Annotated in this window: 17 protein-coding genes; 14 read left to right on the forward strand and 3 right to left on the reverse strand. The window is 70.2% G+C overall.

Annotated elements, in window-relative coordinates; all coding sequences use genetic code 11:
• Positions 1-197: 197 nt before the first annotated feature.
• From ACFZBD_RS21530 to ACFZBD_RS21550, 5 genes are all read left to right on the forward strand, one after another.
• Complete coding sequence (locus ACFZBD_RS21530; protein WP_391141662.1) at positions 198-677, forward strand: TrkA C-terminal domain-containing protein; 480 nt, start codon at positions 198-200, stop codon at positions 675-677.
• Between the two features lie 2 nt (positions 678-679).
• Positions 680-1,861 (forward strand): cation:proton antiporter, encoded by a 1,182-nt coding sequence (locus tag ACFZBD_RS21535; protein WP_391141665.1) that lies wholly within the window; start codon positions 680-682, stop codon positions 1,859-1,861.
• Between the two features lie 437 nt (positions 1,862-2,298).
• Positions 2,299-3,462 (forward strand): adenosylhomocysteinase, encoded by a 1,164-nt coding sequence (locus tag ACFZBD_RS21540; protein ID WP_391141666.1) that lies wholly within the window; start codon positions 2,299-2,301, stop codon positions 3,460-3,462.
• A gap of 37 nt (positions 3,463-3,499) precedes the next feature.
• Complete coding sequence (locus tag ACFZBD_RS21545) at positions 3,500-4,582, forward strand: adenosine deaminase (protein ID WP_391141668.1); 1,083 nt, start codon at positions 3,500-3,502, stop codon at positions 4,580-4,582.
• 29 nt (positions 4,583-4,611) lie between these two features.
• Positions 4,612-5,637 (forward strand): Gfo/Idh/MocA family oxidoreductase, encoded by a 1,026-nt coding sequence (locus tag ACFZBD_RS21550; protein WP_391141671.1) that lies wholly within the window; start codon positions 4,612-4,614, stop codon positions 5,635-5,637.
• Positions 5,638-5,767: 130 nt separating this feature from the next.
• Here ACFZBD_RS21550 and ACFZBD_RS21555 read toward each other — a convergent pair whose 3' ends face one another.
• Complete coding sequence (locus tag ACFZBD_RS21555) at positions 5,768-7,297, reverse strand: UDP-N-acetylglucosamine 1-carboxyvinyltransferase (RefSeq protein WP_391141673.1); 1,530 nt, start codon at positions 7,295-7,297, stop codon at positions 5,768-5,770.
• A gap of 50 nt (positions 7,298-7,347) precedes the next feature.
• The gene (locus tag ACFZBD_RS21560) at positions 7,348-7,704 is read right to left on the reverse strand and encodes a VOC family protein (RefSeq protein ID WP_391141675.1); all 357 of its coding nucleotides are present in this window, start codon (positions 7,702-7,704) and stop codon (positions 7,348-7,350) included.
• Positions 7,705-7,969: 265 nt separating this feature from the next.
• On the opposite strand from ACFZBD_RS21560, the gene acnA reads away from it, so the two are divergent.
• Both acnA and ACFZBD_RS21570 read left to right on the forward strand, forming a co-directional pair.
• Positions 7,970-10,687, forward strand: coding sequence for an aconitate hydratase AcnA (gene acnA, locus ACFZBD_RS21565; protein ID WP_391141677.1), 2,718 nt, complete (start codon positions 7,970-7,972; stop codon positions 10,685-10,687).
• A gap of 90 nt (positions 10,688-10,777) precedes the next feature.
• A complete protein-coding gene (locus ACFZBD_RS21570) occupies positions 10,778-11,158 on the forward strand; it encodes a hypothetical protein (RefSeq protein ID WP_391141679.1) in 381 nt (126 codons plus the stop codon).
• Here ACFZBD_RS21570 and ACFZBD_RS21575 read toward each other — a convergent pair.
• Entirely contained in the window at positions 11,155-15,066 is a 3,912-nt protein-coding gene (locus ACFZBD_RS21575; protein ID WP_391141682.1) for a GH92 family glycosyl hydrolase, read from the reverse strand. The genes ACFZBD_RS21570 and ACFZBD_RS21575 overlap by 4 nt on opposite strands.
• Positions 15,067-15,406: 340 nt before the next feature.
• Here ACFZBD_RS21575 and ngcE point away from each other — a divergent pair, with 340 nt between their 5' ends.
• From ngcE to ACFZBD_RS21610, 7 genes are all read left to right on the forward strand, one after another.
• Entirely contained in the window at positions 15,407-16,846 is a 1,440-nt protein-coding gene (gene ngcE / locus ACFZBD_RS21580) for an N-acetylglucosamine/diacetylchitobiose ABC transporter substrate-binding protein (protein WP_391141685.1), read from the forward strand.
• 50 nt (positions 16,847-16,896) lie between these two features.
• Positions 16,897-17,826, forward strand: coding sequence for an ABC transporter permease subunit (locus tag ACFZBD_RS21585; RefSeq protein WP_391141687.1), 930 nt, complete (start codon positions 16,897-16,899; stop codon positions 17,824-17,826).
• A gap of 15 nt (positions 17,827-17,841) precedes the next feature.
• Complete coding sequence (locus tag ACFZBD_RS21590) at positions 17,842-18,777, forward strand: ABC transporter permease subunit (protein ID WP_391141690.1); 936 nt, start codon at positions 17,842-17,844, stop codon at positions 18,775-18,777.
• Between the two features lie 219 nt (positions 18,778-18,996).
• Positions 18,997-20,208: an ROK family protein gene (locus ACFZBD_RS21595; protein ID WP_391141693.1), complete on the forward strand. Its 1,212-nt coding sequence runs from the start codon at positions 18,997-18,999 to the stop codon at positions 20,206-20,208.
• 122 nt (positions 20,209-20,330) lie between these two features.
• The gene (locus ACFZBD_RS21600; protein ID WP_391141696.1) at positions 20,331-21,431 is read left to right on the forward strand and encodes a substrate-binding domain-containing protein; all 1,101 of its coding nucleotides are present in this window, start codon (positions 20,331-20,333) and stop codon (positions 21,429-21,431) included.
• A gap of 180 nt (positions 21,432-21,611) precedes the next feature.
• Complete coding sequence (locus tag ACFZBD_RS21605; protein ID WP_391141700.1) at positions 21,612-22,406, forward strand: ATP-binding cassette domain-containing protein; 795 nt, start codon at positions 21,612-21,614, stop codon at positions 22,404-22,406.
• Positions 22,403-23,719 (forward strand): sugar ABC transporter permease, encoded by a 1,317-nt coding sequence (locus ACFZBD_RS21610; protein ID WP_391141702.1) that lies wholly within the window; start codon positions 22,403-22,405, stop codon positions 23,717-23,719. Before ACFZBD_RS21605 ends, ACFZBD_RS21610 begins: the two co-directional genes overlap by 4 nt.
• Positions 23,720-23,762 lie beyond the last annotated feature (43 nt).

A 23,762-nucleotide genomic window follows, 5' to 3' on the forward strand; every position in this document is an offset into this window, starting at 1 on the left:
CCGGCCGGGGGCCCGCCCTCGTCACCTGGCCTCCATGGCAATGCGTCACCCGGCCGCCGCCCCACCCGCCGATCACCCGGCCACAAAGCGCCCCCCGTCACCCGCCGTCACCCGGTCGCATCGCACCCGGCGTGCGATCCGACCCGGGTGGCGTCGCCGCGCGTGCCGCGCCCCGCTCCCCGCCCGAGGATGGGGGGATGGACGTCACCGAGGTACTCCTGCCCGGCCTCGGCCTGCGCTACGAGTTCACCAACCACCAGGGCGAGCGCATCGGCGTCGTGGCCCGCCGGACCGGCGAGTACGAGCTGATCGTCTACGACCGGGACGATCCCGACGAGGGCCGCTCCGTCCTCGAGCTCACCGGGGAGGAGGCCGACACCATCGCCGAGATCCTCGGGGCGCCGCGGATCGCGGAACGGTACGCCGGGCTGGCCGAGGAGGCGCCCGGGCTGCGGTCCGGGCAGGTCGGGGTCCGTGCCGGAAGCCGCTTCGACGGCCGTCCGCTGGGCGACACCCGGGCGCGGACCCTGACCGGCGCGTCCGTCGTCGCCGTGGTCCGGCAGGGGATCGTGCTGCCCTCACCGGCCCCGCAGGAGATCCTGCGGGGCGGGGACGTCCTCGTGGTGATCGGCACCCACGAGGGCATCGCGGGCGTGGAACAGATCATCCGGGGCTGACCGTGCACACCTCGGTCGCCCTGCTGCTGGAGCTCGGCGTCATCCTCGCCGCGCTGAGCCTGCTCGGCACCCTGGCGCGCCGCCTGACCCTCTCGCCGATCCCCCTCTACCTGCTCGCGGGTCTCGCGATCGGCGAAGGGGGCATCGCCCCCGTGCCCGCCGCAGGTCCGTTCGTCGAGGCGGGGGCCGCCATCGGGGTGGTCCTGCTCCTGCTTGCGCTGGGCCTGGAGTTCTCGCTACCGGAGTTCGCCGTCGGCATGCGCAAGCGCGTGCCGTCCGCCCTGGTCGACCTCGTCCTGAACGCCGCGCCCGGCGCGGTGGCCGGCCTGCTGCTCGGCCTCGACGGCGTCGGGGTGCTCGCCCTGGCCGGGGCCACCTACATCTCCTCCTCCGGCATCGTCGCCCGCCTCCTGGCGGACCTGCGGCGCCTCGGCAACCGGGAGACCCCGGCCGTGCTGTCGGTCCTCGTCATGGAGGACTGCGTCATGGCCCTCTATCTGCCGGTGCTCGCCGTCCTCGCCTCCGGCGGCCAGTGGTGGCAGGCGGTCCTGAGCACCCTCGCGGCGGTCGGCGCCGTCCTGGCGGCCGCCACCGTCTCGTACCGCTGGGGGCACCACCTCGGCAGACTGCTCGCCCACCCGGACGCCGAACAGCTCATGCTCCGCGTGCTCGGCCTGACCCTGATCGTGGCGGCCCTGGCCGAACTCGTCCACGCCTCGGCGGCCGTCGGCGCCTTCCTCGTCGGCCTCACCCTCACCGGGGAGACCGCGACCCGCGCGCGGGCCGTCCTGATCCCCCTCCGGGACCTCTTCGCCGCGGTGTTCTTCCTGGCCATCGGCCTGTCCGTCGACCCGGACGACCTGGTCCCGGCCCTCCCCGCGGCGCTGGCGCTGGCCGCGGTCAGCAGCGTCACCAAGGTGCTCACCGGCCGGTACGCCGCCGCCCGGGACGGCGTGGGGCGCCGCGGCCGGCTCCGGGCGGGGACGGCGCTGATCGCCCGCGGCGAGTTCTCCCTCGTCATCGTGGGCCTCGTCGGCACCGCCCACGGCTTCCTCGGCCCGCTGGTCACGGCGTACGTCTTCATCCTCGCCATCCTCGGCCCGGTCCTCACCCGCCTCGTCGGCGCCGTCCCCCTCGGCCGGAGCCACCCACCCCGCGCGGACGCCCAGGAGGGCGCCACCTGACGGGCCGGCCGTCCGCGCCCGGGTTCGTGATGCGTCGGCATGTCGACTTCCTCCGGCTGTGCGCGATCGCTCAGGGGAGGGTTGTCCACCGCGCGTAATACGTATAACCTCGCTAGCCATCAGGTGCTCGCAGCCCGTCGGACCGGCCCTCGACGCCCCACGGCCGCGACCGCGTCCAGCCCGCACCCACGGAGGTGACCACCCGTGAACCGTCCGCTCCCGGCCACCCACCGGTGCCTCCGCCGCCTGCCGGCCTTCGGCGATCACTCCTACCGCTGCGACCTGTACGCCTAGCGGGTGCCTTGGTGCCTTGGTGATCCTGCCGGGATCGCCGAGACACCCCCGAGGACCGCAGGCGCCGCCCCCGGTTCGCCCCCACGGAACCGGGCGGCGGCGTCCTGCTGCTCCGTACACGCCCCCGCCATCCCAGGAGTGACATGTCCGCCACCGCCGCACCCCGTCTCCAGCACGCAGGCACCGACTGGGCCCTGCGTCACATGCCCCTGCTCACCTCGACCGTCCGACGCCACGCCGCCGTCCTGGCCGGCAAGCGCATCGCGATGTGCCTGCACGTCGAGCCGAAGACCGCGGCCCTGGTCGCACTGCTCCGGGAGGCCGGCGCCGAGGTGACCCTCACCGGCTCGCCCGGCACCACGCAGGACGACACCGCCGACGCCCTGCGCGCGGTCGGCACCACCGTGTTCGGGCGGCGCGACGACGGCCTGTCCGAGCACCGCCGCAACATCGACCGCGTCCTCGGCTGCGACCCCCACCTGATCCTCGACAACGGCGGTGACCTGACCGTCGCGGCCCTCGCCCGGGGCGGGCTGCCGCACCTGATCGGCGGCACCGAGGAGACCACCACCGGCGGCCTGCGCCTCCGGGCCCTGCCGGCCCCGCCGCCGTTCCCCGTCGTCGTGATCAACGACAGCAGGCTGAAGCTCCTGGTCGAGAACGAGCACGGGGTCGGCCAGAGCGTCGTCCAGGGCTTCATGAACGCCACCAACCTCATGCTGCCCGGCGCCCGCGCCACGGTGGTCGGCTACGGGCCCTGCGGCCTCGGTACGGCGAACACCCTGGCCCGGCTCGGGGCCAGGGTCGCGGTCGCCGAGACCGACCCTTACCGGGCCCTGGAGGCGGTGATGCACGGCCACCAGGTCGGCGACCTCGCCACCCTGCTGCCGCGCACCCGGCTGCTCTTCCTGGCGACCGGACATCCCGCCGTCATCGGCCCGGACGCCCTCGACGTGCTCGCCGACGGGACGATCATCGCCGGTGTCGGCCACCAGCCCTGGGAACTGGACGCAGACGCCCTCGCCGCACGGACGGCCTCGGTCACCCGTTACGGCTCGGCCGGCGACGAACGCGCCGTGCACCGGCTCCGGGACGGCCGCGAGATCACCGTGCTGACCGGCACCCGGATGATCAACCTGACGGCCGCCAAGGGCAACCCCATCCAGGCCATGGACCTGGGCCTCACCCTCCAGGCCCGCAGCCTCGCCGCCGTCGCCACTCTGCCGCTCACCCCGGGCGTCCAGCCGATACCGGCCGACGTCGATCGCGAGATCGCCACCGACCTCCTCGGCCATCTCACCGCCTGACCGCCTGACCGCACGACTTCACCAAGGAACCCGCACCATGAGCACCTCCGCCGCTCCTCCGGCCCTCGACACCGAGACGCTCCGACGACTGCCCAAGGCCGTCCTCCACGACCACCTCGACGGAGCTCTGCGCCCGGCCACCCTCGTGGACCTCGCCGCGTCCGTCGGCCACCGACTGCCCACCGCCGATCCGGACGCCCTCGCCGCCTGGTACGTCGAGGCCGCCGGCTCCGGCGACCTGGTCCGCTACATCGCCACCTTCGAACACACCCTCGCCGTCATGCAGCACCGCGAAGGCCTGCTGCGCACCGCCGAGGAGTACGTGCTCGACCTCGCCGACGACGGTGTCGTCTACGCCGAGGTCCGCTACGCGCCGGAGCTGATGCTCAGGGGCGGACTGACCCTGCCCCAGGTCGTCGAGACGGTCCAGGAGGGCCTGGCGGCCGGCATGGCCAAGGCGGCCGCGGCCGGTACCCCGGTCCGGGTCGGCACCCTGCTGTGCGGCATGCGCATGTTCGGCCGTACCCGGGAGATCGCCGATCTCACCGTGGCCTTCCGCGACGCCGGCGTCGTCGGCTTCGACATCGCCGGAGCCGAGGACGGCTTTCCGCCCGCCGACCACCTGGACTCCTTCGAGTACCTGCGCGCCGCGAGCATGCCGTTCACCATCCACGCCGGAGAGGCCCACGGACTGCCCAGCATCCACCAGGCGCTCCAGGTCTGCGGCGCCCAGCGCATCGGCCACGGCGTGCGCATCATGGAGGACATCACCGACGGCCGCCCGGGGCCGCTCGCCGCCTGGGTGCGCGACCGGCGCGTCGCCCTGGAGATGTGCCCCACCTCCAACCTCCAGACCGGCGCCGCCGTCTCCATCGCCGAGCACCCCATCACCGCCCTGCGCGACCTCGGTTTCCGGGTCACCCTCAACACCGACAACCGCCTGGTCTCCGGCACCACCATGACCCGCGAGATGTCCCTGCTGGTCACGGAGGCCGGCTGGGGACTCGACGACCTGCGCGCGGTCACCGTCAACGCCGTCAAGAGCGCCTTCCTCCCCTTCCAGGAGCGCAGCGCCCTCATCCGCGACGTGGTCCTGCCCGGCTACGCGGCAGCCGCCTGAACCCCGCCCGCCACCCCTTGGAGTCCCTCATGGCACCGCGCATCGAGGACCTGCGCCTCGGCTTCGTCGGTCACGGCCGCCACGCCCGCGCCAACCTCTACCCCGCCCTCCACCTGGCCGGCGCCCGCCTCACCAGCATCGCCACGCGCCACGAGAGCGCGGCCCGGACCGCCGCCGCCCTGCACGGCGCCGAACACGGCCACGGCGATCACCGCCGGATGCTGGCCCAGGACGCCCTGGACGCCGTGTTCGTCAGCGTCGCGCCCGAGGACCAGGCCGCGGTCACCGAGGACTGCCTGCGCGCCGGTGCCCACGTCTTCGTGGAGAAGCCGCTCGGCCTGAACGAGGAGGAGGCCCGTCGGGTCGCCGCCACGGCCGAGCGGTACGACCGTCAGGTGATGGTCGGCTTCATGAAGCGGCACGCCCCCGCCTACCGCAAGGTCGCCGAACTCATCGCCGACGAGGAGACCTTCGGCCGGGTGCTGTCCTTCAACGGGCTGTTCGCCTTCAGCCCCTGGACGGACACCCTGCGGGACGACACCTATCTCCTGTTCGGCGCCGTCCACGTGGTCGACCTGGTCCGAGGCCTGTTCGGCGAGGTCACGGACGTCACCGGCTTCAGCAACTCCCGGGGCGCCGACATCAGCATGACGCTGACCCTCCGTTTCGGCAGCGGTGTCATCGGCAACCTCACCTTCGCCGGGGTCCCCGCGTGGAGTCGCGAACAGGAGGAGCTCACCGTCACCGGACAGCACGGCTTCGTCCGCGCCGAGAACCTCACCACCCTCACCCACCACCACACGCGCCCCACCGCCGCAGGGGACGGAGGCACCGAGCCGTGGCAGACCCTGGGCGAGGAGACCGTGACCACCCGGTCCGTCAACTCCCCGGCCTCCGGCGGCCACCAGGACCTCTACCTCCGCGGTTTCGTCGGCGAGGTGCGCCACTTCCTCGACACCGTGCGGCTCGGCACCGCTCCGGTCACCTCGGCCGCCGACAACGCGGCCACGATGGCCCTGTGCGACACCGTGCTGCGCACCGTGCGCCGGGGCTGACGGCCATCCCGAGCCGGTGAGCGTCTTCAGGCGGTCCACACAGCCGCCAGAGAGTCCCACGGACACCGCCGCGCCCCCCGTCGGCCGGCACGAACACTGGCCGACGGGGGGCAGCGGCGGTGCTGCCGCGTCAGATGTCCCGGAAGATCTCGATCTGCGCGCCCACCGAGTTCAGGCGCTCCGCCAGCTCCTCGTACCCCCGGTTGATGACGTAGACGTTCCGCAGCACCGACGTGCCCTCGGCCGCCATCATCGCCAGGAGGACGACCACCGCCGGGCGCAGGGCCGGCGGGCACATCATCTCCGCGGCGCGCCAGCGGGTCGGGCCCTCGACGAGGACGCGGTGGGGGTCGAGGAGCTGGAGGCGGCCGCCGAGGCGGTTGAGGTCCGTGAGGTAGATCGCGCGGTTGTCGTAGACCCAGTCGTGGATCAGGGTCTTGCCCTGCGCGGTCGCCGCGATGGCCGCGAAGAACGGCACGTTGTCGATGTTGAGGCCGGGGAACGGCATCGGGTGGATCTTGTCGATCGGCGCCTCCAGCTTGGAGGGGCGGACCGTCAGGTCGACCAGCCGGGTGCGGCCGTTGTCGGCGGCGTACTCGGGGGTGCGGTCGTGGTCCAGGCCCATCTCCTCCAGGACCGCGAGCTCGATCTCCATGAACTCGATCGGGACCCGGCGGATCGTCAGCTCCGACTCCGTGACCACGGCGGCGGCCAGCAGGCTCATCGCCTCGACCGGGTCCTCGGAGGGGGAGTAGTCGACGTCCACGTCGATCTGCGGGACGCCGTGCACGGTCAGCGTGGTGGAGCCGATGCCGTCGACCCGTACGCCCAGCGCCTCCAGGAAGAAGCACAGGTCCTGGACCATGTAGTTGGAGGAGGCGTTGCGGATGACGGTGACACCGTCGTGGCGCGCGGCGGCGAGCAGCGCGTTCTCGGTCACCGTGTCGCCGCGCTCGGTCAGCACGATCGGGCGGTCGGGCGAGACGGACGCCTCGACCTGGGCGTGGTAGAGGCCCTCGGTCGCGGTGATCTCCAGGCCGAAGCGGCGCAGCGCGATCATGTGCGGCTCGATCGTGCGCGTACCGAGGTCGCAGCCGCCGGCGTAGGGCAGCCGGAAGCGGTCGAGGCGGTGCAGCAGCGGGCCGAGGAACATGATGATCGAGCGGGTGCGGATCGCGGCCTCGGCGTCGATCGACTCCATGTCCAGCTCGGCCGGCGGCACGATCTCCAGGTCGACGCCCTCGTTGATCCAGCGGGTGCGCACGCCGATGGAGTTGAGGACCTCCAGGAGCCGGAAGACCTCCTCGATGCGGGCGACGCGGCGCAGGACCGTGCGGCCCTTGTTGAGGAGCGAGGCGCAGAGCAGTGCGACACAGGCGTTCTTGCTCGTCTTGACGTCGATGGCGCCGGAGAGCCGGCGCCGTCCGACGACCCGCAGATGCATGGGTCCGGAGTAACCCAGCGAGACGATCTCGCTGTCGAGCGCCTCGCCGATGCGGGCGATCATCTCAAGGCTGATGTTCTGGTTGCCGCGTTCGATCCGGTTGACGGCGCTCTGGCTTGTGGCCAAAGCCTCGGCGAGCTGCGTCTGAGTCCAGCCACGGTGCTGGCGGGCGTCACGGATGAGCTTGCCGATGCGTACGAGGTAGTCGTCTGCCATGGCGTCACGTTATCTCAGATATGAGATGACGCTCGCGGGGGGCTGGGCCGTCAGGGTGACGAACCGTGGGCAGTGGGGTGACGCGGTTCGTAGAGCGGGAGTTCGGCGCCGCTCGGCATCCGGACGGCGGCGAGGAGCCCCCACCCCTGGTCGGTGATGGGCCGTGAGATCTCGGTCCCGCGGTCTTCGAGCGTGGTGAGCGTGGCCGTGATGTCGTCGCACATCAGATAGAACTCGTGCTTCGGCTCGCCGGCGGAGGGGTGCACCGCGACCTCGGCCGGCGGCAGCCGGAAGACCAGCCAGCCCTCGCCCGCGTCGACGTGGTCGAACCGGAGCACGTCGCGGAGGAAGGCGCGGTCCGCCTCGGCGTCCGGGGTGTAGAGAATCACATGCGCGCCGCTGAACATGGTCCGATCGTCGCGTGGGCCCCATGATGCGGCAATCGCTCCGCCGCCGTCCGGGGTCCCGGGCGCATGCCCCGGGGCATGCCGGGCATGACCGCGCGGCGGTCATGTACTAGAGTTATCTCGACATCGAGATATCTGCCGAAAGACGCACCGCAGCCGCGCCAGCCGGTAAGGGTTACCTAACTAAGTCTTACCTTAGCGGATCGGCGAGGAGCCATCGCGGCAGGATGCGGTCAGAACGCGCACATTGATGAAGGAGACTGTCGTGTCGGCGAACAGCTTCGACGCCCGCAGCACGCTGCGCGTGGGCGACGAGTCGTACGAGATCTTCAAGCTGGACAAGGTCGAGGGCTCCGCGCGCCTCCCCTACAGCCTGAAGGTGCTCCTGGAGAACCTGCTCCGCACCGAGGACGGCGCGAACATCACCGCCGACCACATCCGTGCGCTCGGCGGTTGGGACTCGCAGGCTCAGCCGAGCCAGGAGATCCAGTTCACGCCCGCCCGCGTGATCATGCAGGACTTCACCGGTGTGCCCTGCGTCGTCGACCTCGCCACCATGCGCGAGGCCGTCAAGGAGCTCGGCGGCGACCCGGCGAAGGTCAACCCGCTCTCCCCGGCCGAGCTGGTCATCGACCACTCCGTCATCGCCGACAAGTTCGGCACGAAGGAAGCCTTCGGCCAGAACGTCGAGCTGGAGTACGGCCGCAACAAGGAGCGCTACCAGTTCCTGCGCTGGGGCCAGACCGCCTTCGACGACTTCAAGGTCGTCCCGCCCGGCACCGGCATCGTCCACCAAGTGAACATCGAGCACCTGGCCCGCACGGTCATGGTCCGCAACGGCCAGGCGTACCCCGACACCCTCGTCGGTACCGACTCGCACACCACCATGGTCAACGGCCTCGGCGTGCTGGGCTGGGGCGTCGGCGGCATCGAGGCCGAGGCCGCCATGCTCGGCCAGCCGGTCTCCATGCTCATCCCGCGCGTCGTCGGCTTCAAGCTGACCGGCGAGCTGCCGGCCGGCACCACCGCCACCGACCTCGTCCTCACGATCACCGAGATGCTGCGCAAGCACGGCGTCGTCGGCAAGTTCGTCGAGTTCTACGGTGAGGGCGTCGCCGCCACCTCCCTCGCCAACCGCGCCACCATCGGCAACATGTCGCCCGAGTTCGGCTCCACCGCCGCGATCTTCCCGATCGACGGCGAGACCCTGAACTACCTCAAGCTCACCGGCCGCTCCGAGCAGCAGGTCGCGCTCGTCGAGGCGTACGCCAAGGAGCAGGGCCTCTGGCTGGACCCGGCCGCGGAGCCCGACTTCTCCGAGAAGCTGGAGCTCGACCTCTCCACGGTCGTCCCCTCCATCGCCGGCCCGAAGCGCCCGCAGGACCGCATCGTCCTCGCCAACGCCGCCCAGCAGTTCGCCCAGGACGTCCGCAACTACGTGGACGACGTGGACGAGGCGGGCAAGGAGTCCTTCCCGGCCTCCGACGCCCCGGCGAACACGCCGAACGGCGCCCCGTCGAAGCCGGTCACCGTCACGGCCCCCGACGGCTCGACCTACGAGATCGACCACGGCGCCGTCACCGTCGCCGCGATCACCTCCTGCACCAACACCTCGAACCCGTACGTGATGGTCGCCGCCGCGCTCGTCGCGAAGAAGGCCGTCGAGAAGGGCCTGACCCGCAAGCCGTGGGTCAAGACCACCCTCGCCCCGGGCTCGAAGGTCGTCACCGACTACTTCGACAAGGCGGGCCTGACCCCGTACCTCGACAAGGTCGGCTTCAACCTCGTCGGCTACGGCTGCACCACCTGCATCGGCAACTCCGGCCCGCTGCCGGAGGAGGTCTCCCAGGCCGTCAACGAGCACGACCTCGCGGTCACCTCGGTCCTCTCCGGCAACCGGAACTTCGAGGGCCGGATCAACCCCGACGTCAAGATGAACTACCTGGCCTCCCCGCCGCTGGTCGTCGCGTACGCCCTCGCGGGTTCCATGAAGGTGGACATCACCAAGGACGCGCTCGGCATCGACACCGAGGGCAAGCCGGTCTACCTCGCGGACATCTGGCCCTCCGAGGCCGAGGTCAACGACGTCGTCGCCAACGCGATCGGCGAGGACATGTTCAACAAGTCCTACCAGGACGTCTTCGCAGGCGACGCCCAGTGGCAGGCGCTGCCGATCCCGACCGGCAACACCTTCGAGTGGGACGCCGAGTCCACCTACGTCCGCAAGCCCCCTTACTTCGAGGGCATGACGATGGAGACCACCCCGGTCTCCGACATCGTCGGCGCGCGCGTCCTGGCCAAGCTGGGCGACTCGGTCACCACCGACCACATCTCCCCGGCCGGTGCCATCAAGGCCGACACCCCGGCCGGCCAGTACCTCACCGAGCACGGTGTGGAGCGTCGTGACTTCAACTCCTACGGCTCGCGCCGGGGCAACCACGAGGTCATGATCCGCGGCACCTTCGCCAACATCCGCCTGCGCAACCAGATCGCGCCGGGCACCGAGGGCGGCTACACCCGCGACTTCACGAAGGAAGGCGCCCCCGTCTCCTTCATCTACGACGCCTCCCGCAACTACATCGAGCAGGGCACCCCGCTCGCGATCCTGGCGGGCAAGGAGTACGGCTCCGGCTCGTCCCGCGACTGGGCCGCCAAGGGCACCGCGCTCCTCGGCGTCAAGGCCGTCATCGCCGAGTCGTACGAGCGCATCCACCGCTCGAACCTCATCGGCATGGGCGTCCTTCCGCTCCAGTTCCCGGAGGGCGCCTCGGCGGCCTCCCTCGGCCTGACCGGTGAGGAGACCTTCTCCTTCACCGGTGTCGAGGAGCTGAACAACGGCACCACCCCGCGCACGGTCAAGGTCACCACGGACACCGGTGTCGAGTTCGACGCGGTCGTCCGGATCGACACCCCCGGCGAGGCGGACTACTACCGCAACGGCGGCATCATGCAGTACGTGCTCCGGAACCTGATCCGCGGCTGACCCACCCGGTCACCGGCACGACGGACCGGCCGCCACCCCGCACGGGGTGGCGGCCGGTCCGCGTCGTTCCGGAGCCCTATCCTGCGCGCCATGGACGACGACCACGGCCACGACGGCACCGCCGGCCCCCGCCCGGACGGCGACCCGGACGGCGATCTGGACCGGCTCGACCGGGAGGCGCTCGTCGCCGAGGCGCGGCGGCTGCGCGCCGCGATCCGCGCCCACCGGGACAGCTCGGGGCACGACCTCTGCTGGCATCACCCGCAGTTGTGGGGGCTGCTGCCCGAGCGCGTCGAGCCCGACGTGGCGGTCCCGCCCTGGCCCCGCTTCCTCCGCGGCTGCGTCCGCTACCGCGAGGCCCTGGACCGCGAACTCCCGGCCGCGCCCGCGCACGACCGGGAGTACGAGGGCCCGAAGCCCGGCCTGAAGTCCGGCCCGACCGGTCCGCAGCCCGGCCCGGGACCGTCCTAGGACAGCAGCTCCACCTCCGCCAGCGTCCCGCCCCCGCCGGCCGTCACCAGGCGGTACTTCCCGTACGTCCCCGGCGTGGCGACCGAGAAGGCCCGGGTCTGGCGGTCCCAGGTGAAGGACTGGCCCGTCCGCCGGTCCAGGTCCTTCCAGGTCACGCCGTCCGCCGAGCCCTGCAGGACCCAGCCGGCCGGCGCCTCGGCCCGTGCGGACGAGGTGAGCGTGTACTGCACCGCCCGGACCGGCTTCGCCACCGGCAGCTCCACCGAGGCGACCGGGCCGGCCGTGGCGGAGGTGTCGTCGAAGAGCGGACCGGCCCCGGCGATCGCGTCCGTGCGCGGGACGGGCACCCGGTCGTCCCGGGTGATCGAGACCGGGCCGGCGTTCGCGCCCGTGCCCCAGGCCGACGGCTTTGGACCCATGTCGAACGTCAGCGTGCCGCCCCGGGACAGCAGGGCGTGCGGCAGCGCGGTGGAGTTCCACCGCTGACCGTTCACCCGCACCCCTTGGACGTAGAGGTTCCGCGCGCTGTTGCGCGGTGCCTCGACGACCAGCGTGCGGCCGTTGTCGAGACGGAGCGTCACCTTCTTGAACAGCGGCGAGCCGATCGCGTACTCCCCGCTGCCCATCACCAGTGGATAGAAGCCGAGCGAGGAGAAGAGGTACCAGGCGGACTGCTCGCCGTTGTCCTCGTCGCCGTGGTAGCCCTGGCCGATCTCGCTGCCGGTGTAGAGCCGGGACAGCACCTCGCGCACCTTCTCCTGCGTCTTCCACGGGGTCCCGGCCGCGTTGTACATGTACGGGACGTGGTGGGCGACCTGGTTGGAGTGGCCGTACATCCCCATCCGGACGTCACGCGCCTCGGTCATCTCGTGGATGACGCTGCCGTACGAGCCGACGAACTCGGGGCTCGCCGTCTCCGGGGTGGAGAAGTAGGTGTCCAGCTTCGCCCCGAGCCCCGAGCGGCCGCCGTACAGGTTCGCCAGACCGCGCGAGTCCTGCGGGGCGGTGAAGGCGTAGCCCCAGCCGTTCGTCTCGGTGTAGTCGTGGCCCCAGATCCTCGGGTCGTACTCCGCGGAGGGCACCCGCCACGCGCCGGCCAGGTCGCGGCCCTGGAAGAAGCCGGCCTTCGCGTCGAAGAGCGAGACGTACTTCCGGGCGCGGGAGAGGAAGTACGCGGCCTCCTCCTGGTACCGCTTCTGGCCGGTCTTCTTGTACAGCGCCTCGGCCATCCTCGCGATGCCGTAGTCGTTGAGGTAGCCCTCGAGGGACCAGGAGAGACCCTCGTGCGTCTCGGTCGAGGCGTAGCCCAGGAACGGGGAGGTCTCCATGCCCTTGCGGCCGACGCCACGGCTCGGCGGGACGACGGTCGCGTTCTTCAGCGCGGCCTCGTACGCCGCCTTCGCGTCGAAGTCCACGCCCTTGACGAAGGCGTCGGCGAACGCCACGTCGGAGGAGGTGCCGGTCATCAGGTCGGCGTAGCCGGGGGAGGACCAGCGGGAGATCCAGCCGCCGTCCTTGTACTGCTGGACGAATCCGTCGACCAGTTCGCCGGCCTTCCTCGGGGTGAGGAAGGAGTAGGCGGGCCAGGTCGTGCGGTAGGTGTCCCAGAAGCCGTTGTTGACGTACACCTTCCCGTCGACGATCTTCGCGCCGGTGCGGGTGGGGGTGTCCGGACCGGTCATGGGGGAGAAGGGGCTGGCGTACCGGTGCTTGCCGTCGACCTTCTCGAAACCGGAGTTCGGGTAGAGGTAGAGGCGGTACAGGCTGGAGTAGAGGGTGACGAGCTGGTCGTGGGTGGCGCCCTCGACCTCCACCCGGTTCAGGATCGCGTCCCAGGCGTCCTGCGCCCGGTCCTTCACCCGCTCGAAGCGGGTGCCGGCCGGGATCTCGTCGGCGAGGTTCGCCTTCGCCTGGTCGACGGAGATCAGAGAGGTGGCCAGCCGCAGCGTCACCGTCCGGTCCGCGCCCGCGTCGAAGCGGAAGTGGCCCTTCACGCCCTGCGCGGCGGAGGCGGTGACCGGCGCGTCGAAGACGCCGTACACGAACATCCGGGTCGCGCCGGCCGACAGGCCGCTCTTCACGTCGGAGTAGCCGGTGAAGGAGCCGGTCGCGGCGTCGAGGGTGAGGCCGCCCTCCTCGGTGACGTTGTCGAAGACGACGCTCGCGTCGTCACCGGGATAGGTGAAGCGCATCGCGGCCGCGTGATCGGTCGGCGCCATCTCGGCCTTGAGACCGTTCTCGAACGTGACGCCGTAGTAGTGCGGCCGGGCCGTCTCCTTCTCGTGGCGGAAGGCGAGACCCCGCTTGACCCGGTCGCTCTCCGGAGTGCCGGCGGCCGCGGACGGCATCACCTGAAAGGTCTGCCGGTCGCCCATCCACGGGCTCGGCTCGTGGCTGGCGGCGAACGCCTGGACGGTGGGGAGGTTGTCGGCGTTGTTCCCGCGCGCGTACTCGTACAGCCAGCTCTTGGAGGCCGCGTTGGTCACCGGCGTCCAGAAGTTGAAGCCGTGCGGGACGGCGGTGGCGGGGAAGGTGTTGCCCCGGGAGAACGCGCCGGAGGAGTGGGTGCCGCGGGTGGTCGAGGCGTAGTCGGAGAGCCGCGCCGGGCGCTTCTCCGGCGCCTCGGGCCGCACGGTGATGTCGTCGATCCAGCCCTGGAACTTCGACGGCCCCGCCGGGGAGTCGTACGCCACCAGGATCCGGTCCACGGTCTTGCCGGCCGCGACCGTCCCGATCGCCGCGTTCACCTGGTTCCACTGGTTGACGTAGAGCCGCTTGGCGGCGGCCTGGCCCTGCGGGGTGAGCGCGCCGCCGTGCGTGTCGGTGGCGCGCAGCCCGCTGAGATAGGTGCCGTCGGTGAAGGCCAGGTCCACGGAGACGTGGGTGGCGGGGTAGTCGAGGTCGGTCTCGGCCAGCGACGGGAAGATCCGGTACGACAGCTCGGTGTCCCGGCCGACGGCCGTGTTCACGTCGAAGACCTTGTTGTACGAGTACGCCCGTCCGGCCGCCTTGTGCGTACCGGCGTAGCGCAGCGCCCGCGTGCCCGTGAAACCGGCGTTGGCCTTGGCCGTGGGGGAGCCGCCGGGGCCGCGGTCCACGTGGCTGCGCATCTCGGGCGGGACGGGGGCGGAGGTGTCCCCGTTCGAGAACTGAACGTCGGCGAGCTGGGTCAGGCCCGCGCCACCGTTCCGGGTGACCTCCAGCCGGTAGTGGGCGTAGGCCGTGTCCCCGGTGAAGTCGTACGTCTTCGTCTCGAAGCGTTTGGCGAAGGCCTGGCCCTCCCGGGTGTCGAGGACCTTCCACTCCTTGCCGTCGGCGGAGCCCTTCAGGGTCCAGTCGCGCGGGTCGCGCTCGGCCGCGTCGTTCGCCGAGGTCAGCGCGTACGTCACGACCTTCACCGGTGCGTCGAGGTCGAACTCGATCCAGGCCGTGGGCTCGAAGACCAGCCATTTCGTGCCGGGCTGGAGGTCGACCAGGTTCTCCTTGGTCTCGCCCCCGGCCGCGTTCTCGCCGCTGGCGCGCAGCCCGGTCACCTTGTCGGTGACGTTGCCGGGGATGCCACTGGCGAAGCCGCCGTCGACGCCGGAGGCCCGCTCCGTGCCGTCCCGGCCCACCTCGACGGTGTTCCGCCAGGTCGGCTGGGTCTCGTCCGCCTCGAAGGAGGTGGTGAACTCCCGCTCGAAGGGCCCGGGTCGGGACGGGGCGGCGTAGGCGGGGGAGGGTGCGGCGGTCGCCAGGAGTGCGGCGGCCGCGAGGAGGGCGGCGGCCTGTGCGCGCCGCGTCCCGGGCCGCCGTCCGCGCCCGAAGCGGGGCGGAGACGGCGGCCCGGACCTGTCCCTGAGCGTCTCCCTGAACGTGTTCCCGTGGGTGTGCCGTGGGCTCGGTCCGGTGTGAAGTGGGGCCTGCATTCGGTGTCGTCACTCCCGCCGCTCGTTTTAGACAACGTTGTCAATCGAAACGCGCAGGCTCCAGTAGGGGTCCAAGTGACGGGGTGTGTCAAGGGTGTTCGCGACAACGCGAGGGAGAAACCGGTGCAGATGCGGCGCGGATATCCCCGAGGTCTCAACTAGGGAAAGACTGCCGTCCAAACCGGCTTTCGATCTTGCTCAGTTGACGGGAAATGGACTATACCTGTCGGCGCACGACCCAAGCTGCATTCGAATGCGGTGGCGGGGCCCTTCGCCTGAGGCGAGCAGTACGGGCGACCGGTACACCGCCTGAGTCCTGAATGAAGGCGAGGACTTGAGCATGGGATCCACCTCCGCGCACACCCACGAGGGCCTCGGCCGACGCGATCTGATCAAGCGCTCCGCCGCTCTCGGTCTGATCTCCGTGCCGACGATGAGCTTCCTGTCCGCCTGCGCCTCCGGCGGTGGTGGCAGCACGGAAGAGAACAAGCCGAAGGGGAAGGTGTCCAAGGACAACCCGTTCGGGGTGGCCAAGGGCGGCAAGATCGACGTCGTCGTCTTCAAGGGCGGCTACGGCGACGACTACGCCAAGGCGTGGGAGGCGAGCTTCGACAAGAAGTGGGGCGTCACTGCCACCCACACCGGCACGCAGGAGATCACGGGCAAGCTCCAGCCGCGCTTCAACGCCGGCAACCCGCCGGACATCGTCGACGACTCCGGCGCCCAGAAGATCAAGATCGACGTGCTGTACAAGAACGGCCAGCTGCTCGACCTCGCCGAGGTCCTCGACGCGCCTTCGGTCGACGACCCCGCCAAGAAGGTCCGCGACACGCTCATTCCCGGCACGCTCGACCCGGGCCTGCAGGAGGGCAAGGTCGTCGCGCTCAACTACATCTACACGGTGTGGGGCCTGTGGTACTCCGGCAAGCTCTTCCGCGAGAAGGGCTGGAAGGAGCCGAAGACCTGGGACGAGTTCCTGGCCATCTGCAAGGACGCCACCGCCCAGGGCATCGGCGGCCTCGCCCACCAGGGCAAGTTCCCGTACTACATCAACGTCGCCATCATGGACCTGATCGCCAAGAAGGGCGGTCTGGAGGCCATGAAGGCGATCGACAACCTCGACCCCAAGGCGTTCGTCGGCTCCGCCGCCGCCAAGGAGGCCGTCGAGGCGATCTACGAGGTCGTGGAGAAGGGCTATCTGATGCCCGGCACCAACGGCCTGACCCACACCGAGTCGCAGACCCGCTGGAACCAGTACAAGGCCGTGTTCATCACCAGCGGTTCGTGGCTGGAGAACGAGCAGCTGAAGCAGACGCCGGCCGACTTCGACATGAAGTTCATGCCGATGCCGCTGCTGCCCGGTTCCGTCATGCCGTACGAGGCGATCCGCGCCGGCTCCGGCGAGCCCTTCATCATCCCGTCCAAGGCCAAGAACCTCGCCGAGGCCAAGGAGTTCATGCGGATGATGCTCTCCAAGGAGTGGTCGACGCTCTTCGCCAAGGAGGCCAACTCCCTCACCATCCTCCAGGACGGTGTGGACCCGAGCGTCAAGCTGCGGCCGGGCACGCAGTCGACGGTCGAGGTGTCCAAGAAGGCCGGCACCCACACCTTCCGCTACCTCTACACCGAGTGGTACAGCGAGATGGACACCGCCATCCAGAACGCCTCCAACGAGCTGATGGCGAAGCGCATCCAGCCCGCGGAATGGCTCAAGCGCGCCCAGGCGGCGGTGGACAAGGCCGCCAAGGACCCGGCGGCCAAGAACAACCGCCGCGACTGACCACGCTTCCACTGCCGTACATCGCCGGGGACACCAGGGGCAGGAACGCCATGCGCAAAGGGCAGCACCGGTTCGTCGCGGGATTTCTCCTCATACCCGTGGCGCTCTATCTGGTCTTCGTCATCTGGCCGTACATCCAGACGTTCGGCTACTCGCTGACCGACTGGAAGGGCCAATCGCAGACCTTCTCGTTCGTCGGGCTCGACAATTACGTCGCGCTGTTCGAGGACGACATCTTTCTGGGGGCCATCTGGCACAACATCCTGTTCCTGGTGTTCATCCCGGTGATCACCATTCTGCTCGCCCTCTTCTTCGCCTTCATGGTGAACGCGGGCGGGCGGAGCCGGGCCGGCGGTGTCTCGGGCGTCGCCGGAGCCAAGTTCTACAAGATCGTCTACTTCTTTCCGCAGGTCCTGTCCCTGGCGATCCTCGCGGTGCTCTTCGGAGCCGTCTACCGCAGCGACACCGGCGGCATGCTCAACGGCTTCCTCCTGAAGCTCGGACTGATCGACGAGGCCACCCCCGTCGAATGGCTCAACGAGCCGAACTTCGTCCTCTGGGCGCTGATGGCGATCGTCGTCTGGCACGGGGTGGGCTTCTACCTGGTGCTGTTCTCGGCCGCCATGCAGTCCATCCCGCGGGACGTCTACGAGGCCGCGCTCATCGACGGGGCCACGCGCACCCAGTCCTTCTTCCGCATCACGCTCCCGCTGCTGTGGGACTCGGTGCAGACGGCCTGGGTCTATCTCGGCATCGTCGCGATGGACATGTTCGTCCTCGTCTCCACCATGACCTCGGGCGAGTTCGGCGGCGGCCCCGACCACGCCAGCGAGACGATGTCGACGGTGATGATGCGGAACTTCCTCTACTACGGAAAGAGCGGCTACGCCTGCGCCATGGGCGTGATCATGCTGCTGCTGACCCTGATCGTGTCCGTGGTCACGCTGCGCGCCACCCGCCGCGAGCGCCTCGAGTTCTGAGCGGGAGAGCCAACGATGAGTGCACCCACCCAAGACACCGTCTCCAAGGACGGCACGCTGCCCCGGCAGCGCGCGGCGGGCGGCCGGGGCGACGGCCCCCGGGGCCCCCGCAGCGAGGGCGTCGTCCTGAACGTCTTCTCCCACGGCTTCCTCGCCCTGTGGGCCCTGCTGATCGTCCTGCCGCTGCTGTGGCTGGTGCTCAGCTCCTTCAAGACCGACTCCCAGATCGCCGGCTCCGCCTTCGGCTGGCCGAGCAACTGGTCGCTGGACGTCTTCTCCCGCGCCTGGGAGAAGGGCATCGGCGACTACTTCGTGAACACGGTCGTCGTCCTGGCGTTCTCGGTGCCCCTGACGATGCTGTTCGGCTCGATGGCCGCCTACGTCCTGGCCCGCTACCAGTTCTGGGGCAACCGGCTCGTCTACTACTTCTTCGTCGCCGGGGCGATGTTCCCCGTGTTCCTCGCCCTCGTCCCGCTCTTCTTCATGGTGAAGCTGCTCGGGATGCTGAACACGTACCACGGGCTCATCCTCGTCTACATCGCGTACTCGATGCCCTTCACCGTCTTCTTCATGCACGCGTTCTTCCGGACGCTGCCCACGGCCGTCTTCGAGGCGGCGATCCTGGACGGGGCCTCGCACACCCGGGCCTTCTTCCAGGTGATGCTCCCGATGGCCAAGCCGGGCCTGCTCAGCGTCGGCATCTTCAACACGCTCGGGCAGTGGAACCAGTTCGTCCTGCCGACCGTGCTGATGCAGCCGCAGAGCGGTGACGACCCCGAGCGATACGTCCTCACCCAGGGGCTGATCCAGCTCCAGCAGCAGCAGGGATACGCCTCCGACCTGCCGGTCCTCTTCGCCGGCGTGACGATCGCCATGATCCCGATGCTGGTGGTGTACCTGTCCTTCCAGCGGCAGGTCCAGGCCGGTCTCACCTCGGCCACGCTCAAATAACGATCCACCCCGCCCGCGCGGGCACGAGGCCCCGGAGGGACGCCCCTCTCCGGGGCCTCGCGCATGTCCGCCCCCGGGGGCGCGTTAGCTCATCCGAGCCTCGCCCCGCTCAAGGTCTTGACGGGGAACACCCCGAACAGCTCATCTTAGAGTTCACAAGTTGGAGAAGAGGCCGGGGCCTGGCGGGCGCGGCCCCTGCAGGCGGGAGTGGATGAGTCGATGGAGACTCCGGGGTCGCAGACATCTCTGCACAGGGCCAATCTCGAACGGGTCGTGCGCGCGGTCCGCATGGCGGGCTCGCTCACGCAGGCGGAGATCGCCCGTGCGACCGGTCTGTCGGCCGCGACGGTCTCCAACATCGTGCGGGAGTTGAAGGACGGCGGGACCGTCGAGGTCACCCCCACCTCCGCCGGCGGCCGCCGCGCCCGCAGCGTCTCGCTCTCCGGCGACGCGGGCATCGTCATCGGCGTCGACTTCGGCCACACCCACCTGCGGGTCGCCGTCGGCAACCTGGCCCACCAGGTCCTCGCCGAGGAGTCCGAGCCGCTCGACGTCGACGCCTCCTCCGCGGAGGGCTTCGACCGGGCGGAGACGCTGGTCAAACGGCTGATCGCGGCCACCGGCATCGGCCAGGACAAGATCGTCGGCGTGGGCCTCGGCGTGCCGGGCCCCATCGACGTCTCCTCCGGCACCCTGGGCTCGACCTCCATCCTTCCGGGGTGGACCGGCATCAACCCCGCCGACGAGCTCTCCGGCCGCCTCGGCGTGCCCGTGTACGTCGACAACGACGCCAACCTCGGCGCGCTCGGCGAGCTGGTCTGGGGGAGCGGCCGCGGGGTCAGGGACCTGGCGTACATCAAGGTCGCCAGCGGCGTCGGCGCCGGGCTCGTGATCGACGGGCGCGTCTACCGCGGCCCCGGCGGCACGGCCGGCGAGATCGGGCACATCACCCTCGACGAGTCGGGCCCGGTCTGCCGCTGCGGCAATCGCGGCTGCCTGGAGACCTTCGCGGCCGCCCGCTACGTCCTGCCGCTGCTCCAGCCCGGCCACGGCCCCGATCTGACCATGGAGCGGGTCGTCCAGCTGGCGCGCGAGGGGGACCCCGGCTGCCGCCGTGTGATCGCCGACGTGGGCCGCCACATCGGCAGCGGTATCGCCAACTTGTGCAACCTGCTCAACCCCAGCCGGGTGGTCCTCGGCGGCGATCTCGCGGAGGCCGGGGAGCTGGTCCTGGCGCCCATCCGGGACTCCGTCTCGCGGTACGCGATCCCCAGCGCCGCCCGCCAGCTCTCCCTGGCCCCCGGGGCCCTCGGCGGCCGCGCCGAGGTGCTCGGCGCGCTGGCTCTCGCGCTGAACGAAATGGGCGATTCGACCCTGTTGGAGAGCGCCCTCCCCGCCGCCGCGCCGGCCTCGACGCCTGCCTTCACTTAGATAACGGATGGCACCGTTGTCATCTCGTTAAGGATTTACTCCTTGACGTCGACCGTGCGGCCGAGTTGACTTCCAGCCACCTCGGCCGCAATGTCGCGGCCTCGTCAGGGAGGCAAACCCACATGAACGCATTGACGCGCCGCGTCGTCATAGGCACGGCCGCGGTTTCCATGGCCCTCTCCGTCGCCGCCTGTGGCAAGGCGGGCGACAGCGACTCGGGTAACGGGAGCGGCGGCGACGGCAAGACCATCGGTCTGCTGCTTCCGGAGAACAAGACCACGCGTTACGAGACCTTCGACCGCCCGATCATCGAGGCGAAGATCAAGGCTCTCTGCTCGGACTGCGAGGTCAAGTACAACAACGCCGCGCAGGACACCGAGACGCAGAAGAAGCAGTTCGACGCGCTCGTCACGCAGGGCGTGAAGGTCATCATCCTGGACTCGGTCGACTACAAGGCCACCAAGTCCTGGGTGCAGCAGGCCGAGAAGAAGGGCGTCAAGGTCGTCGCGTACGACCGCCTGGCCGAGGGCCCGATCTCCGCCTACGTCTCGTACGACAACGAGAAGATCGGCCGCCTGCAGGGCGAGGGCCTGGTCAAGGCGCTCGGCGCGCAGGCCAAGGAAGCCAACGTTGTCATGATCAACGGCTCGCCGACCGACCCCAACGCCCCGCTGTTCAAGAAGGGCGCCCACAGCGTCCTCGACACGGCCGTCAAGAAGGTCGTCTACGAGCAGGACATCCCGGACTGGTCCCCGGACGAGGCCAACAAGAAGATGGGCGCCGCCATCGACTCCCTGGGCAAGAGCGGCTTCCAGGGCGTCTACTCGGCCAACGACGGCATGGCCGGCGGCATCATCACCGCCCTCTCCAAGCAGGGCATCAAGGTCCCGGTCGGCGGCCAGGACGCCGAGCTCGCCGGTCTGCAGCGCATCCTGAAGGGCGACCAGTCCTTCACGATCTACAAGCAGATCAAGCCCGAGGCCGAGACCACCGCCGAGATCGCGGTCCGCCTGCTCAAGGGCGAGAAGATCGACGACCTGGTCCCCACCAAGGTCACCAGCCTGACCGGTGAGTTCAAGGACATCCCGGCGAAGCTGTACGACGCGCAGGTCGTGACCAAGGAGAACATCGGCTCGACGATCATCGCCGACGGTGTCTACGAGGCCGCGGCGCTCTGCGCCGGCGAGTACAAGGCCGCCTGCGACGCGGCGGGCATCAAGTAACACCCGCTGCCGGTACCGCCCTTCGGACTCCACCCACCCCCTCCGAACGGCCCCGGTCCGGTCCGGCGCACCCCGCCCCGTTCCACGCCCCGCAAGCGGGGGCGGGGCGCCGGACTTCTCCACAGCCCCCTCTGTGCTCCCCCCTGTACCACCATCCCCGCCGGTCAGGCGGCGAAGGAGATGATTCACGTGTCCGCTACGCCCGTGCTGGCGTTGCGCGGAGTCTCCAAGCGGTTCGGCGCCGTCCAGGTGCTCACCGATGTCGAACTGGAGATCCATGCCGGAGAGGTCGTCGCCCTGGTGGGCGACAACGGCGCCGGCAAGTCGACCCTCGTCAAGACGATCTCGGGTGTCCACCCGATCGACGAGGGCACCATCGAGTGGGACGGCCGGCCCGTCCAGATCACCAAGCCGCACGACGCCCAGAACCTCGGAGTCGCCACCGTCTACCAGGACCTGGCGCTCTGCGACAACCTCGACGTCGTCGCCAACCTCTTCCTCGGCAGCGAGCTGCGTTCCGCGTCCGTCCTCGACGAGATCGCCATGGAGAAGCGCGCCAAGGAGCTCCTGGACACGCTGTCCATCCGCATCCCGTCGGTCCGCATCCCCGTCGCGGCGCTCTCCGGCGGTCAGCGGCAGGTCGTCGCCATCGCCCGCGCCCTGATCGGCGACCCCAAGATCGTCATCCTGGACGAGCCCACCGCCGCCCTCGGCGTCGAGCAGACCGCACAGGTGCTCGACCTCGTGGAGCGGCTGCGCGAGCGCGGCCACGGCGTCATCCTCATCAGCCACAACATGGCCGACGTGCGCGCCGTCGCGGACCGCGTCGCGGTCCTGCGCCTCGGCCGCAACAACGGCGACTTCCCGGTCGCCGAGACCAGCCACGAGACGATCATCGCGGCCATCACGGGCGCCACGGACAACGCCGTGACCCGTCGCCAGGCGCGCCAGGCCACGAAGGAGGACGCGAAGTGAGCGACCTCGCCAAGACCCCCAAGCCCCGGACCCCCGAGACCCCCGCAGGGGCCACGGGCCCCGCGGCCGGCTCCGCCGCCCCGATACCCGCCGTCGACCCGCGCCTGCTGGTCCGCGAAGAGGGCCTCAAGGGCTACTGGACCGAGTTCAACCGCAAGATCCGCGGTGGTGAGCTGGGCTCCCTCCCCGTCGTCCTCGGCCTGATCGTCATCGCGATCGTCTTCCAGGTCCAGAACGGCAACTTCCTCTCCGCGAGCTCCGTCGCGAACATCGCCGTCTACTCCTCCGGCCTCGGCATCATGGCCGTCGGCATCGTCTTCGTCCTCATCCTGGGCGAGATCGACCTGTCGATGGGCTCGGTCGCCGGCGTCGGCGCGGCCGTCTGGGCCGTGCTCAACGTCACCAACGGCGTGAACGACCTGCTGTCGGTCGTCATCGCCGTCATCGCCGGTCTGCTCATCGGTCTGCTCCACGGCTTCTTCTTCGCGAAGATCGGCGTCCCGGCCTTCGTGGTCACCCTCGCCGGCTTCCTCGGCTGGAGCGGTCTGCAGATCTGGCTGATGGGCAAGGAGGGCTCGATCAACGCCCCCTCCGGTTCCATCGTGGAGAACCTCACCGCGTACTACTTCGAGGACAAGGCGGCCGCCTACGGCCTCGCCCTGGCGGCGGTCCTCGCCTACGCCGGCTCGCTGCTCCTCGACGCCAAGCGCCGCAAGGCCGCCGCACTGCCGTCCCGCCCCTCCAGCGAGATCGTGCTCCGCACGGCGATCGTGGCGGTCCTCTGCTTCGTCGTCGCCTACGTCCTGAACGAGCCCGAGGGCGCCCGCGGCCTGCCGCTGGCCCTCGTCCTCTTCCTCGCCGTACTGGTGATCGCCGACTTCGTCGCCCGCCGCACCCTCTTCGGCCGCAAGGTCTTCGCGGTCGGCGGCAACGCCGAGGCGGCCCGCCGCGCCGGCATCAACGTCGACCGGATCCGGATCGTCGTCTTCGGCCTCTCCGGCATGCTCGCCGCCTTCGGCGGCCTCTTCGTGGCCAGCCTCTCCGGCGGCGCCACCAAGAGCCTCGGCAGCGGCAACACGCTGATGCTGGTCATCGCGGCCGCCGTCATCGGCGGCACCAGCCTCTTCGGCGGCCGGGGCAAGGTCTGGTCGGCGCTCCTTGGCATGATCGTCATCCAGTCGATCCAGCAGGGCCTGAACATGATCGGCATGGCCAACGAGATCCAGTACATGATCACCGGCGCGGTGCTCCTCGCCGCCGTCGTGATCGACTCGGTCTCCCGGCGCACCCAGAAGACCGCGGGACGCGCGTAACGCTCACCACAGTGCCCGGCGCCGGAGAACCGGCGCCGGGCAC

Source organism: Streptomyces sp. NPDC008121, from assembly GCF_042957155.1.
Classification (GTDB): domain Bacteria; phylum Actinomycetota; class Actinomycetes; order Streptomycetales; family Streptomycetaceae; genus Streptomyces.

Excerpts from the sequence above, each read along its gene's own strand:
- ACFZBD_RS21590 (WP_391141690.1), top strand. The coding sequence starts at position 17,842 with ATGAGTGCACCCACCCAAGACACCGTCTCCAAGGACGGCACGCTGCCC.
- ACFZBD_RS21550 (WP_391141671.1), top strand. The coding sequence starts at position 4,612 with ATGGCACCGCGCATCGAGGACCTGCGCCTCGGCTTCGTCGGTCACGGC.
- ACFZBD_RS21540 (WP_391141666.1), top strand. The coding sequence starts at position 2,299 with ATGTCCGCCACCGCCGCACCCCGTCTCCAGCACGCAGGCACCGACTGG.
- ACFZBD_RS21560 (WP_391141675.1), bottom strand. The coding sequence starts at position 7,704 with ATGTTCAGCGGCGCGCATGTGATTCTCTACACCCCGGACGCCGAGGCG.
- ngcE (WP_391141685.1), top strand. The coding sequence starts at position 15,407 with ATGGGATCCACCTCCGCGCACACCCACGAGGGCCTCGGCCGACGCGAT.
- ACFZBD_RS21530 (WP_391141662.1), top strand. The coding sequence starts at position 198 with ATGGACGTCACCGAGGTACTCCTGCCCGGCCTCGGCCTGCGCTACGAG.
- ACFZBD_RS21600 (WP_391141696.1), top strand. The coding sequence starts at position 20,331 with ATGAACGCATTGACGCGCCGCGTCGTCATAGGCACGGCCGCGGTTTCC.
- ACFZBD_RS21570 (WP_391141679.1), top strand. The coding sequence starts at position 10,778 with ATGGACGACGACCACGGCCACGACGGCACCGCCGGCCCCCGCCCGGAC.
- ACFZBD_RS21605 (WP_391141700.1), top strand. The coding sequence starts at position 21,612 with ATGATTCACGTGTCCGCTACGCCCGTGCTGGCGTTGCGCGGAGTCTCC.
- ACFZBD_RS21595 (WP_391141693.1), top strand. The coding sequence starts at position 18,997 with ATGGAGACTCCGGGGTCGCAGACATCTCTGCACAGGGCCAATCTCGAA.
- ACFZBD_RS21575 (WP_391141682.1), bottom strand. The coding sequence starts at position 15,066 with ATGCAGGCCCCACTTCACACCGGACCGAGCCCACGGCACACCCACGGG.
- ACFZBD_RS21555 (WP_391141673.1), bottom strand. The coding sequence starts at position 7,297 with ATGGCAGACGACTACCTCGTACGCATCGGCAAGCTCATCCGTGACGCC.
- ACFZBD_RS21545 (WP_391141668.1), top strand. The coding sequence starts at position 3,500 with ATGAGCACCTCCGCCGCTCCTCCGGCCCTCGACACCGAGACGCTCCGA.
- ACFZBD_RS21585 (WP_391141687.1), top strand. The coding sequence starts at position 16,897 with ATGCGCAAAGGGCAGCACCGGTTCGTCGCGGGATTTCTCCTCATACCC.